Origin of the sequence: Sphingomonas crocodyli, assembly GCF_004005865.1 — a bacterium.
In the GTDB taxonomy this organism is placed as follows: Bacteria; Pseudomonadota; Alphaproteobacteria; order Sphingomonadales; family Sphingomonadaceae; genus Rhizorhabdus; species Rhizorhabdus crocodyli.
The window spans coordinates 297,527-309,670 of sequence record NZ_SACN01000001.1; the positions used below are offsets into that span (position 1 = coordinate 297,527).

The 12,144-nt window shown below is 64.9% G+C and carries 12 protein-coding genes; 9 read left to right on the top strand and 3 right to left on the bottom strand.

All coding sequences use genetic code 11. The features are described 5' to 3' along the window. Nucleotides 1-149 precede the first annotated feature (149 nt). The 3 genes from rho (at nt 150) to EOD43_RS01545 (ending at nt 3,495) form a co-directional block, all read left to right on the top strand. Complete coding sequence (gene rho / locus EOD43_RS01535) at nt 150-1,406, top strand: transcription termination factor Rho (protein WP_127740428.1); 1,257 nt, start codon at nt 150-152, stop codon at nt 1,404-1,406. A 71-nt stretch (nt 1,407-1,477) separates the two neighbouring features. Next, nucleotides 1,478-2,122 carry a TerC family protein gene (locus EOD43_RS01540; RefSeq protein ID WP_127740430.1) on the top strand — a complete coding sequence of 215 codons (645 nt, stop codon included), beginning with the start codon at nt 1,478-1,480 and terminating at the stop codon, nt 2,120-2,122. Nucleotides 2,123-2,463: 341 nt separating this feature from the next. Continuing rightward, a complete protein-coding gene (locus EOD43_RS01545; protein WP_164857054.1) occupies nt 2,464-3,495 on the top strand; it encodes a collagen-binding domain-containing protein in 1,032 nt (343 codons plus the stop codon). Between the two features lie 50 nt (nt 3,496-3,545). On the opposite strand, the gene EOD43_RS01550 is transcribed toward EOD43_RS01545, so the two are convergent. Continuing rightward, complete coding sequence (locus EOD43_RS01550; RefSeq protein ID WP_127740434.1) at nt 3,546-4,523, bottom strand: quinone oxidoreductase family protein; 978 nt, start codon at nt 4,521-4,523, stop codon at nt 3,546-3,548. Continuing rightward, on the bottom strand, nt 4,520-5,215 hold the full coding sequence (locus EOD43_RS01555) for a dienelactone hydrolase family protein (RefSeq protein WP_127740436.1): 696 nt from the start codon (nt 5,213-5,215) through the stop codon (nt 4,520-4,522). The genes EOD43_RS01550 and EOD43_RS01555 overlap by 4 nt, the downstream gene beginning before the upstream one ends. A 122-nt stretch (nt 5,216-5,337) precedes the next feature. Between EOD43_RS01555 and EOD43_RS01560 the strand changes: the two genes are divergently transcribed. From EOD43_RS01560 to EOD43_RS01585, 6 genes are read left to right on the top strand one after another with little or no spacing between them, the layout of a single operon-like run. Then, nucleotides 5,338-5,580, top strand: coding sequence for a DUF6489 family protein (locus EOD43_RS01560; protein WP_127740438.1), 243 nt, complete (start codon nt 5,338-5,340; stop codon nt 5,578-5,580). A 19-nt stretch (nt 5,581-5,599) separates the two neighbouring features. Then, a complete protein-coding gene (gene mnmE, locus EOD43_RS01565; protein WP_127744572.1) occupies nt 5,600-6,874 on the top strand; it encodes a tRNA uridine-5-carboxymethylaminomethyl(34) synthesis GTPase MnmE in 1,275 nt (424 codons plus the stop codon). Between the two features lie 52 nt (nt 6,875-6,926). Beyond that, nucleotides 6,927-8,774 carry a tRNA uridine-5-carboxymethylaminomethyl(34) synthesis enzyme MnmG gene (gene mnmG, locus EOD43_RS01570; protein ID WP_127740440.1) on the top strand — a complete coding sequence of 616 codons (1,848 nt, stop codon included), beginning with the start codon at nt 6,927-6,929 and terminating at the stop codon, nt 8,772-8,774. Then, nucleotides 8,771-9,400, top strand: coding sequence for a 16S rRNA (guanine(527)-N(7))-methyltransferase RsmG (rsmG, locus tag EOD43_RS01575; RefSeq protein ID WP_127740442.1), 630 nt, complete (start codon nt 8,771-8,773; stop codon nt 9,398-9,400). The genes mnmG and rsmG overlap by 4 nt, the downstream gene beginning before the upstream one ends. Next, on the top strand, nt 9,397-10,176 hold the full coding sequence (locus EOD43_RS01580) for a ParA family protein (RefSeq protein WP_127740444.1): 780 nt from the start codon (nt 9,397-9,399) through the stop codon (nt 10,174-10,176). The genes rsmG and EOD43_RS01580 overlap by 4 nt, the downstream gene beginning before the upstream one ends. 43 nt (nt 10,177-10,219) lie before the next feature. Continuing rightward, nucleotides 10,220-11,110: a ParB/RepB/Spo0J family partition protein gene (locus tag EOD43_RS01585; RefSeq protein WP_127740446.1), complete on the top strand. Its 891-nt coding sequence runs from the start codon at nt 10,220-10,222 to the stop codon at nt 11,108-11,110. A gap of 6 nt (nt 11,111-11,116) precedes the next feature. On the opposite strand, the gene holA is transcribed toward EOD43_RS01585, so the two are convergent. Continuing rightward, nucleotides 11,117-12,136: a DNA polymerase III subunit delta gene (gene holA / locus EOD43_RS01590; protein ID WP_127740448.1), complete on the bottom strand. Its 1,020-nt coding sequence runs from the start codon at nt 12,134-12,136 to the stop codon at nt 11,117-11,119. Nucleotides 12,137-12,144: the final 8 nt, after the last annotated feature.

Genomic DNA, 12,144 nt, shown 5'->3' on the forward strand with positions numbered 1-12,144 from the left:
TCCTTGACTTAGGCGCCCACGCTGCTTAGCTGCGCGTCAGAACAAGGCCTTCCGTTCGAGCAAGGCCCTCTTCCCGACTGACAGCATTGGTTTTACGCGCGCAGATTGCCGCTACCGATCCTCCCGAAGCCCCCAGGACTCCGACTCGCATGCATCTGAAAGACCTCAAGAAAAAGACCCCCGCCGAACTGGTCAGCATGGCCGAGGAGCTGGGCGTCGAAGGCGCATCGACCATGCGCAAGCAGGATCTGATGTTCGCGATCCTGAAGGTCGAGGCCGAGAATGGCGAGCAGATCATGGGGCTGGGCACGATCGAGGTGCTGCCCGACGGATTCGGCTTCCTGCGCAGCCCGGAGGCGAACTATCTCGCCGGCCCCGACGACATCTACGTTTCGCCCAATCAGGTCCGCAAATTCGGCCTGCGCACCGGCGACACGGTCGAAGGCGAAGTCCGCGGGCCGAAGGATGGCGAGCGTTATTTCGCGCTGACCAAGCTGATCTCGGTCAATTTCGATGATCCTGATGCGGTCCGCCACCGCGTCAATTTCGACAATCTCACCCCGCTCTATCCTGAGCAGAAGCTGATCCTCGACACGCTCGATCCGACCGTGAAGGACAAGTCGGCGCGCGTGATCGACATCGTCGCGCCGCAGGGCAAGGGCCAGCGCGCGCTGATCGTCGCGCCGCCGCGCGTGGGTAAGACGGTATTGCTGCAGAACATCGCCAAGGCGATCACCGACAACCATCCAGAAGTCTTCCTGATCGTGCTGCTGATCGACGAGCGGCCCGAAGAAGTCACCGACATGCAGCGCAGCGTGAAGGGCGAGGTCATCAGCTCGACCTTCGACGAGCCTGCACAGCGCCACGTCCAGGTTGCCGAAATGGTGATCGAAAAGGCCAAGCGCCTTGTCGAGCACAAGAAGGACGTCGTGATCCTGCTCGACTCGATCACCCGTCTCGGCCGTGCCTACAACACCGTCGTTCCCTCGTCGGGCAAGGTGCTGACCGGCGGTGTCGATGCCAACGCGCTGCAGCGCCCGAAGCGCTTCTTCGGCGCCGCGCGCAATATCGAGGAGGGCGGTTCGCTTTCGATCATCGCGACCGCGCTGATCGACACCGGCAGCCGCATGGACGAAGTCATCTTCGAAGAGTTCAAGGGCACCGGTAACTCCGAAATCGTCCTCGACCGCAAGGTGGCCGACAAGCGCATCTTCCCGGCGATGGACGTCGGCAAGTCCGGCACCCGCAAGGAAGAGCTGCTGGTCGACAAGGGCAAGCTCAGCAAGATGTGGGTGCTGCGCCGCATCCTCATGCAGATGGGCACCATCGATGCGATGGAGTTCCTGCTCGACAAGATGAAGGATTCGAAGACCAACGAAGACTTCTTCGACTCGATGAACCAGTAAGGCGGCGGATAGCTCTAGATAGCTCTCAGGGGGCCATCGACAGCCGCGCGCTGGCATCCTAACAGCGGTCTATGATCGACCTCTGGAACCACATCGTCGCCGATTTCTCCAATATCGGCTCTCCGTCCGCGTTGGCCGCCTTCGTCCAGGTGCTGATGATCGATGTGATGCTGGCGGGCGACAATGCGATCGTCGTCGGCGCGCTCGCGGCGGGCCTGCCGCCGGCGCAGCGCAAGAAGGTCATCCTGATCGGCATCGTCGCGGCATTGGTGCTGCGCATCGTCTTCGCGCTGGGCGTCAGCGCGCTGATGAACATCGTCGGGTTGGTCTTCGCCGGCGGTCTGTTGCTGTTGTGGGTCGCGTGGAAGATGTTCCGCGAATTGCGCATCCATACGGGCGAGGGCGCGCCCGAGGATCATGACGGCGTGCCGCAGTCCAAGACCTTCTTGGGCGCCGCCTGGTCGGTCGCCTTGGCCGACGTGTCGATGAGTCTGGACAATGTGCTGGCGGTCGCTGGCGCAGCGCGTGAGCATCCGGGCATCCTTGTCGTCGGCCTGCTGCTGTCGGTCGCGCTGATGGGCGTCGCCGCCAATCTGATCGCGCGCTATATCGAGCGGTATCGCTGGATCGGCTATGTCGGTCTGATCGTGATCGTCTATGTCGCGATCAAGATGATCTACGAAGGCGGGCATCAGCTCGTCCCGTTGTTCGGCTGATTCGTCACCGCTGATTCGTCGATTTGCTGGCTTGGCGCTCCGGATGTGCGCATTCCGGAGCCCCGCTGCGCATCTCAATTGTAAAAAATTCGCAAAGCCTTGTCGGCGCTTTTTACACGGACAAGCGCGATTCCGATCATCCTAAGCTTGAACGATACTGAATCTGTTCTTCAAGCGGACATAATGTCGGATTTTTTTACATATTCTGTTGTCAGCCCTTCGGCGAATTCACTGTTTCTTTGCCTCCGTTTTGGATAAGCGCGGAGGGGACGAGGCGCGGGTGGGCAATACCGGCGCGAACAGGGAATATGACGATGCGCTGGACGCAGATGGTTCGGAACATGAGTGTTGCCCTGCTGGCATTCGCCGCAGCGGGCTCGGCCCAGGCCGCGATGATCGCGACGCCGGTGACGAACACGGCCGCCCAGCTCAAGGAATGGAACCTCATCGCGTTCAACAACATCGTTCAGATGAACAGCGAGATCGAGGGTCGTACCTTCGTCGGCGGTAACATCCAGGCGACCAACGGCCAGTATAACTTCACGGCGACCTCGGCTTCGGCCAACGGCACCGGCGCGCTGACCGTCGTGGGCAACACGGCGGGCCAGAAGATCGACTTCAAGCAGGGCGACCTCGTGGTCGGCGGCAATCAGGGTACCTACCAGCTGGAGCGCCAGACCAACGGGACGACCGTCTATGTCGGCGGCACCAACAGCGCCGGCCTGCAGAACAATCTGTCGCCGACGACGGGCCTGGCGCAGAGCAACCCGAACTTCACCGCCGCGTTGAACGCCCAGAAGGCGTCGCTGATCAACAACATGACCAGCCTGTCGGACAATCTGAAGGCGCTGGCCAGCACCGGCACGGCGAGCACGGCGAACAACAAGTTCACCTATAACGCCACCGGTTCGTTCAACGTGATCAACACCACGGTCGACCAGCTCAAGAGCATCGGCGATCAGATCAGCATCACCTCGGGCACCGGCAAGACGACGATCATCAACGTCGCCGGCAATCTGAGCAGCGGGTCGATCAACGCCAACATGGCGAACACGGGATCGGCGCAGAACATCATCTGGAACTTCTACGAAGCGACCGACCTGACGCTGGGCGACTGGCAGGGCACCGTCCTGGCGCCCAAGGCGACCTTCGTGAAGGACAGCCGCGGCAACCTTGAAGGCAATTTGATCGCCAACAACGTCTCGCTCTACGGCGAAGTCCATGCGCTGAACTTCCAGGGCGATCTCTCGTCGGTCGGTGGCAGCGTCTCGGCAATGCCCGAGCCGACCACCTGGGCGATGCTGATCCTCGGCTTCGGCATGGTCGGCAGCGTGATGCGCCGCCAGCGTGGACCGGCTCTCGCCCGCGCCTGATCGGGCAGGGCAATCGAACGGGAAGGGGGCCGCAAGGCCCCCTTTTTCATTCAGGGGATCAGCAAAGTCGATCCGGTGGTCTGCCGGGCCTCAAGCGCGCGGTGCGCGTCGGCAGCGTCGCCCAGCGCGAAACGCTGGCCGATCGTGATCTTCACCGTGCCGTCGGCAAGTGCGGCGAACAGCCGATCGGCCGCCGCCTGCCGCTCCTCGGGCGTGACGATATAGTCGAACAGGGTCGGCCGGGTCACGAACAGCGATCCGCGCCGCGATAATTCGAGCGGGGAGAAGGGCGGTACCGGCCCCGAGGCATTGCCGAACGTGACCATCATGCCCCGCCGCGCGAGCGCATCGAGCGACGCGGTCCAGCTTGCCGCGCCCACGCCGTCGAAGCTGACATGGACTCCGCGCCCGTCGGTGAGCGCGCGGACATCCTCCGCAAGCGTGTTGAACCCACCATGCAGCACATGATCGGCGCCCATCTTGCGCGCGATCTCGGCCTTCTCCGCCGATCCGGCATGCGCGATCACGGTGACTCCCGCCGCGTGAAGCCATTGGACGAGAATCTGGCCGACGCCGCCCGCAGCGGCATGGACGAGCGCGGTGGCGCCCTTCTCGATACGCGCACAACGGAAGATCAGTGCCTCGGCGGTGAGACCCTTGAGCAGGGCGGCGGCCGCCAGATCGTCGTCGACATCGTCGGGCAAGCTGATCAGCTCGGCAGCGGCGATCGTCCGTGCGGTGGCATAGCTGCCGGGAGTGCGGGTGACATAGGCGACCCGTTCCCCGACGCTGAACCCGTCCACGCCCTCACCCAGCGCCTCGACAATACCCGCGGCCTCGACGCCGAGCCCCGCCGGCAATGGCACCGGATAGAGGCCGGTGCGGTGATAGGTGTCGATGAAGTTGATCCCGATCGCACGGTGCCGGACGACGACTTCGCCCGGTCCCGGCCGCAGCGTGCCGAGATCCTCGCGTGCGATCGCCTCAGGCCCGCCATAGGCCGCGACCGAAAGGCGCCAGTCGCTCATCCGATATGCTCGGCGAAGAAGGCGGCCGTGCGCCCGTCGGCCAGCTTGGCGCCCGCGTCGTCACGCCGATTGCCCATCGTGGTCGCAAAGCCGTGATCGAGGCCGGGATAATCGTGGAGCGTGACCTTGGGATGGCTATCCAGCCCGTCGTGCATCGCCTTCTGCGCATCGGGGCCGACGAAATGATCGGCGGTCGGGATGTGGAGCATCAGCGGGTGGGCGATCGCGTGCGATTCATGGAGAAGCCCGTCGATGCCGACGCCATAATAGCCGACGCTCGCGTCGATATCGGTCCGCGCGGCGGTCATATAGGCGAGGCGCCCGCCCATGCAGTATCCGACCGCGCCGACCTTGCCGCCCTTGGCTTGCTCGCGTGCCGCATGGATCGTCGCTTCGATATCCTCGATGCCCTTCATCTGATCGAACTGGCCGAACAGTTCGAACGCGCGCTGCAGCTCGGGTTCGACATCGGGATCAAGCTGGATGCCAGGCTCGATCCGCCAGAACAGGTCGGGGGCGAGCGCGACATAGCCTTGCGAAGCCCATTCGTCCGCTTTGGCGCGGATGCCGGGATTCACGCCGAAAATCTCCTGGATGACGATGATCGCGCCGCGCGGAGCGCCTGCGGGCTCGGCGAGGTAACAGGGAAAGGTGCTGCCATCCAAGGCTTTGATATCAATCATCTTTCCCATGAAAATCTCTCCTTGAGGGCACAAGCGCCAGGATGAGTCGGTTCGCTTGTGCGCAAGCGGCATGCCTGCGATAAGCCTAACGCGGCCTTGCGTCGTTTCAATGTCTTATGATCGGAGCGGCGATGAAGGTATCTGTGGACGTTGATTGCACGCCGGAAGAAGCGCGCCGGCTGATGGGCCTGCCCGACATGACGGCGATCCACGACGCCTATACCGACAAGATGAAGCGGATGATGGAAGAGGGGATCACCCCCGATGCGCTGCAGAGCATGATCGGCCAGTGGATGCCGATGGGCGAAGCCGGCATGTCCATGTGGCGCTCGCTGCTCGACCAGATCGGCCGTGCCGGAACGTCCTCCAAATAATCCCGACGCCGGGCCTGTCCTGACCCCCACGATCTTCGCCCTGTCGAGCGGGATGCCGCCGGCAGGGATCGGCGTGGTGCGGATCAGCGGACCGCAGGCGGGCGACGTGATCGCGGCGCTCACCGCCCGACCGCTACCGCAGCCGCGCCGCGCTACGCTGCGTCCGTTGATCGATCCGCGCGACGGGCGGTTGCTGGATGAGGCGCTGGTCCTGTGGTTTCCGGGGCCGGCGACCGCGACCGGCGAAGATCTGGCCGAGTTCCACGTGCACGGCGGCCGCGCGGTGATTGCGGCGGTCCTCGATTGCCTTGCCCGGCAACCCGGCCTGCGCGCGGCGGAGGCCGGCGAGTTCACGCGGCGCGCGCTGCTCAATGGCCGTATCGACCTGATCGAGGCCGAGGCGCTGGGCGATCTGCTGGGCGCCGAGACCGAGGCGCAGCGGCGCCATGCGCTGATGATGCACGACGGCGCGCTGAGCCGCGCGGTCGAGAGGTGGCAGGCGACCCTGCTTGCGCTGTCGGCCCGGCTCGAGGCCGTCCTCGATTTCTCTGACGAGGACGATGTGGGGGATGGCGTCGATATCGGTGGCGACCTCCGGGTATTGCGGACCGAACTCGACACCTGGCTCAACCGGCCGCGCGCCGAGCGGCTGAAGGACGGCCTGCGCGTCGTGCTGGCCGGGCCGCCCAATGCGGGCAAGTCGTCGCTGTTCAACGCGCTGCTCGGCCGTGACGCGGCGATCGTGTCCGACATTGCCGGCACGACGCGCGACATGATCGAGGCGCCTGTCCAGCTGGGCGGTCATGCCTTCGTCCTGATTGATGTCGCTGGGCTGCGCGATGACAGCGGCGACGTGATCGAGGCGATCGGGATCGACCGCGCGCGCCGTGCGGTGGCGGCCGCCGATGTCGTCCTCTGGCTCGGCGATCCGGGCGAGGCGCCGGAGGGCGCATTGCGGATTGGTGCGCAATCGGACCGAATTTCGCATGGGAGCGATATTGATCTCCGTCTGTCGGCACATACAGGCGAAGGACTCGAGGAGCTTATCGCGTGGCTCGTCGCGAGGGCGGCCGAGCTTTCGCCACGCGCCGACGAGGCGGGATTGAACGCGCGGCAGGCGGTGCTGATCAGCGAGGCGCGCGATGCCATTGCGCTCGCTGGATCTGAATCGGATCCCTTGCTTCAGGCAGAGTCACTTCGTGCGTCGCGTCAGGCGTTCGATGCGCTGACGGGACGGGCAGGGGCGGAGGCCATGCTCGATGCGTTGTTCGGAGCATTCTGCATCGGAAAGTGATGTTCCACGTGGAACGCTTTGACCGAATCCCCCCGCTGCGATAGCGGGCCGCATGGACTTCGATGTGATCATTGTCGGCGGCGGCCATGCCGGAAGCGAAGCCGCTGCCGCTGCCGCGCGTATGGGTGCGCGGGTGGCGCTGCTCAGCATGGACCGCCGCCAGATCGGCGTGATGTCGTGCAACCCGGCGATCGGCGGATTGGGGAAGGGGCATCTCGTTCGCGAGGTCGATGCTTGCGACGGAATCATGGCGCGTGCCGCCGATGCCGCGGCGATCCACCATCGCATGCTCAACAGTTCGAAGGGCGCTGCGGTGCAGGGGCCGCGCGTGCAGGCCGACCGGCGACTTTATCGCGACGCCGTCCAGGCGATGCTTGCGGCCGAATCCAATCTCGAAATCGTCGAGGGGATGGCTGCGCGTTTGATCGTCAAGGGTGAGCGGGCGGAGGGCGTCGAACTCGAAGATGGTCGGCGACTGACGGCACGCGCCGTCGTCCTCGCCACCGGCACCTTCCTCGGTGCGCGGCTCCACTTCGGTCTGGATTCGGTCGAGGGTGGTCGGATCGAGGAGCGGGCCGCGACGGCGATGGCGGTTCAGCTTCGCGATCTCGACCGGCCGATGGCGCGTCTGAAGACGGGAACGCCGCCGCGCCTCGATGGTCGCACGATCGACTGGTCGCGTCTCGCGCGCCAGCCATCGGACGATGATGCCTGGACCTTCTCGGCGATGACGCCGCAGCGCGTTCTGCCGCAGCTCGCCTGCTTCATCACGCGGACGAACAGCGAGACGCACGACGTGATCCGCAAGGGTCTCGATCGATCGCCGCTCTTTTCGGGAGCGATCGAGGGGTCGGGTCCGCGTTACTGTCCGTCGATCGAGGACAAGGTGCTGCGCTTCGGCGATCGCGATGGGCATCAGATCTTCCTCGAACCCGAGGGGCTTGACGATCATCTGATCTATCCCAACGGCATCTCGACCTCGCTGCCGCTCGATGTCCAGCATGCGATGCTGCGATCGATGGAGGGGTTGGAGGCGGTGGAAATCGTCCGTCCCGGCTATGCGGTCGAGTATGATCATATCGATCCGCGCGCGCTCGATCCCGATCTGCGGCTCCGCGCGATGGAGGGTGTCTATTGCGCCGGCCAGCTCAACGGCACGACCGGCTATGAGGAGGCGGCTGCGCAGGGCCTCGTCGCCGGGGCCAATGCCGCAGCCTTCGCGCTCGGTCGCGCGCCGATCCTCTGGGATCGGGCGACCAGCTATATCGGCGTGATGATCGACGATCTCACGTTGCAGGGTGTGACCGAACCCTATCGAATGCTTACCGCGCGGGCGGAGTATCGGTTGCGCTTGCGGGCGGACAATGCCGGTACACGCCTGACAGGTTGGGCAGCGGAGCAGGGGCTTGTTTCGAACGCCCGATATATGTTCCACGTGGAACGTGAGACGGCGCGCGAACAGCTTCGCACGGCATGGCAGGATGCTACCATTTCATCGCGCGAGCTTCGCGCCATCGGTGCCGAGGTCAATGACGATAGCGGCGTGCGGCGCAGCGGTTGGGACTGGCTTCGATTCCCCGAAGTCGGGCCTTCGCACATCGCCGCATCGATCGAGGGCAGTGCACCGGTCGCGAACGATATTGTCGCGGAACTGGCACAGGATGCGCGCTATGCCCCTTATGTCGAGCGGCAGGAGCAGGAACTGGCGAGGCTTCGCGCCGACAGTGCGCTGCGGCTCGATCGGATCGCGGACTATCGCGCGGTGGGGGGGCTTTCGAACGAGATGATCGAGCGTTTGAACAAGGCGATGCCCACCGATCTTGGGCGTGCATCTCAGGTGCGTGGCGTAACGCCGGCGGCCCTGACTGCGATCATGCTTCATGCCCGGCGCGCCGCATGACCGAGCAGGAAGCGCTCGACTGGCTCGACGCGCGGGGTGATGTTTCACGTGAAACACTCGTCGCGCTTCACACATTGCGCGATCTCGTTGCCACGGAAAATGAGAACCAGAACCTGATCGCCCGGTCGACGCTCGATCAGTTCTTCGCACGCCACATCGTCGATTCGGTTCAGCTGCTCGATCACGCAGGGACGCCAAAGAACTGGATCGACCTGGGTTCGGGGCCGGGCTTTCCCGGTCTGGTGATAGCGATCATGCGGCCGGCGATTCCCGTCCTGCTCGTCGAATCGCGTCGTCGTCGCGTCGACTTCCTTCTCCATGTCGCCAAGCGGCTCAATCTCGCCAATGTCAGCGTGGCCGGTGCGCGGCTTGAGACGGTGCCAAGCGAGCCCTTCGACGCGATCAGCGCGCGCGCCTTCGCCCCGCTCGATCGTCTGCTGCCGCTCGCGCATCGATTCTCGAAACCGGACACGGTCTGGGTGCTGCCGAAAGGGCGCGGAGCTGCCAATGAACTGGAAGCAGTTCAGACTTCGTGGCAAGGTAAGTTCCGGATCGTGCCGAGTGTGACCGATCCGGAAGCGGCGATCATCGTCGCCGACCATGTTCAGCCGAAGGGACGTCGATGATCCGCATTGCGATCGCGAACCAGAAGGGCGGGGTGGGGAAGACCACCACCGCAATCAATCTCGCGACCGCGCTCGCCGCTACTGGATGGCGCGTGCTGCTGATCGATTTCGATCCGCAGGGCAATGCATCGACCGGCCTTGGCGTCGAGAAGACCGATCGTGAGCGTTCGAGTTATGAGCTGCTGCGCGGTGACGCGACGCTGGCCGAGGCCGTGGTCGCGACGCGTGTGCCGCGGCTCGATATCGTTCCGGCCACCGTCGATCTGTCGGGCGCCGAGATTGAACTGATCGAGGTCGAACGCCGCACGCACCGTCTGCACGAGGCGCTTGCCGCATCGGAAGGGCAGTGGGACGTCTGCCTGATCGATTGCCCGCCGTCGCTCGGCCTGCTCACGGTCAACGCGCTGGTGGCCGCGAACATGATGATCGTGCCGCTCCAGTGTGAGTTCTTCGCGCTCGAAGGTTTGAGCCAGCTGCTCCAGACGATCGAGCGGGTGCGCGCGCGCTTCAATCCGCAGCTGTCGATCCTGGGTGTGGCGCTGACGATGTACGATCGTCGCAATCGCCTGTCGGAGCAGGTCGCGGCCGATGTCCGTGCGGTGCTGGGCGACGTCGTGTTCGACACGGTGATCCCGCGCAACGTGCGCCTGTCCGAAGCGCCCAGCCACGGCGTGCCGGCCCTGATCTACGATCATCGCTGCCCGGGGTCGGAAGCCTATATCGCGCTCGCCCGCGAATGCATCACGCGGTTGACCAAGACTGCACAGGCCGCATGAAGCGCCTCGCACCCTCTATGAAGTTCGGGAAGGAAGATATTCGATGAGCGAGGCGCCCAAGCGCGGATTGGGACGCGGGCTCTCCGCATTGCTCGGCGAGGTTCAGCGCGAACAGCCGCTGGCGCCCGACGCGCATCGCCCGGCCGGCGTGCAGATGCTGTCGATCGCCTCCATCAGCCCGAACCCCGATCAGCCGCGCCGCCATTTCGATGATGAAGCGCTGGACGAACTTGCCGCCTCGCTCGCGTCGCGCGGATTGATTCAGCCGATCGTCGTCCGCCCGCGCGGGCACGGTTATCAGATCGTCGCCGGCGAACGCCGCTGGCGCGCGGCCCAGCGCGCGCGCTTGCACGAAGTTCCTGTCATCGTGCGTGAACTGGACGACGTTCAGACGCTCGAGCTCGCAATCATTGAGAACATCCAGCGACAGGATCTCAATGCGATCGAAGAAGCTGAGGCTTATCAAAGACTTACTAAGCAATTCGGCCATACGCAGGAGGCGCTGGGCAAGCTCGTCAACAAATCGCGCAGCCATGTCGCCAATCTGCTCCGTCTGCTCGAACTTCCCGAGAGCGTTCGGGTGATGGTGGCGAGCGGCACGATCGACATGGGCCATGCCCGCGCGCTGATCACTGCGCCCGATCCCGAAGCCCTTGCCCGTGAGGTGGTCGATCGTGGCCTGTCGGTGCGCGAGACCGAAAAGCTCGCGCGCGGCGGCCGTCCGCCGGCCAAGCGCGGCGGTTCGGCCGAAGCGCCGATCGAATATAAGAGCATGGACGCCGATATCGGCGCGCTCGAACGCCATCTGGGCGATATTCTTGGCCTCAAGGTCCAGATCGAGCATCAGGGGAAGGGCGGTCGCGTGACGATCGGCTATTCGACGCTCGATCAGCTCGACCTGGTCTGTCAGCGGCTTAGCGGCGAACCGATCTAAGCGGTCTTAACGCCGCGCGGCCGCCGCCCGTGCGATCGCGATGACTTCTTCACCGACAGCCGCGAAGCCGGCCGTGCCGCTGCGCTTCAGCTCGCGCTCGGCGGCGGCGAGGCGCAGGGTGGCGGTGGCGATCGCGTCGGAGGACCAGCGCGCCGTCATGCCCGCCAGCAGATCCTGATCCTTCCAGAAGATTGCGCGCCCGGCCGATGCCATCGCGGCCTGGACGGTCTTGCCGCTGTCAACCTCGGCGCGCAGCGGCTGAATCTGGGCGAGACGGCGCAGCAGGCCGCGGATCAGCGGAATGCCCTCCGCATCGCCGATCTGCGCGAGTTCCTCGCTTGCGCGGGCGATTTGCCCCGATAGTGCGGCGTCGATCACCGCTGACATGTCGCTTTCGTCGATCGCAGCGCCGATCGCGTCGAGAACCTGCGGCTCTACGGGGCGAGGGGCCTCGGGCGTGGCATCGACGTACAGAGCGATCTTTTCGAGTTCACGCGCCATCAGCGCGCGGTCGGCACCCGTGGCGGCGGCGATACGCCGGGCGGCCTCGGGATGCAGCTGGATACCCAGCGGACGGGCGATCTCGATCGCCGCCTGATCGGCCTTCACGCCTTCGGGGGCGTAGCTTGCGAAGGCCATCGCCGAATCGTGCGCAAGAGCCAGCTTCACCAGCTTGGAATCCTTGCGCAAATTGCCCGCGATCACGACCACCGGATTGCCGGCGGAGGCCGCCTCCAGAAGGGCTTCGGCCGCCTCGATCATCTCGTCGCCCGCAGGCTCGACGCGGATATAGCGCGCGCCGCCGAACAGGGAGATCGATGCGGCCTCGTCGGCCAGCAGAGCAGGGTCCGCCTTGAGCTGCGCGCCCGTAAAATCAATGCGTTCGGCGTCGGCGCCCAGTTTCTTTGGCAGGCGCGCGGCCAGATCGCGCGAACCGGCCTCGTCGGGGCCGTAGAGCAGGAACAGCCGATAGGCCGGATCGGCGCCGTCGAGCGCGCGTGCGATCTGCGCGGCGTTGGCCTTCACGCCGCGAC

What these genes read in the sequence shown, in the direction of transcription:
- rho (WP_127740428.1), top strand. Translation starts at nt 150, where the DNA reads ATGCATCTGAAAGACCTCAAGAAAAAGACCCCCGCCGAACTGGTCAGC.
- EOD43_RS01540 (WP_127740430.1), top strand. Translation starts at nt 1,478, where the DNA reads ATGATCGACCTCTGGAACCACATCGTCGCCGATTTCTCCAATATCGGC.
- EOD43_RS01545 (WP_164857054.1), top strand. Translation starts at nt 2,464, where the DNA reads ATGAGTGTTGCCCTGCTGGCATTCGCCGCAGCGGGCTCGGCCCAGGCC.
- EOD43_RS01550 (WP_127740434.1), bottom strand. Translation starts at nt 4,523, where the DNA reads ATGAGCGACTGGCGCCTTTCGGTCGCGGCCTATGGCGGGCCTGAGGCG.
- EOD43_RS01555 (WP_127740436.1), bottom strand. Translation starts at nt 5,215, where the DNA reads ATGGGAAAGATGATTGATATCAAAGCCTTGGATGGCAGCACCTTTCCC.
- EOD43_RS01560 (WP_127740438.1), top strand. Translation starts at nt 5,338, where the DNA reads ATGAAGGTATCTGTGGACGTTGATTGCACGCCGGAAGAAGCGCGCCGG.
- mnmG (WP_127740440.1), top strand. Translation starts at nt 6,927, where the DNA reads ATGGACTTCGATGTGATCATTGTCGGCGGCGGCCATGCCGGAAGCGAA.
- rsmG (WP_127740442.1), top strand. Translation starts at nt 8,771, where the DNA reads ATGACCGAGCAGGAAGCGCTCGACTGGCTCGACGCGCGGGGTGATGTT.
- EOD43_RS01580 (WP_127740444.1), top strand. Translation starts at nt 9,397, where the DNA reads ATGATCCGCATTGCGATCGCGAACCAGAAGGGCGGGGTGGGGAAGACC.
- EOD43_RS01585 (WP_127740446.1), top strand. Translation starts at nt 10,220, where the DNA reads ATGAGCGAGGCGCCCAAGCGCGGATTGGGACGCGGGCTCTCCGCATTG.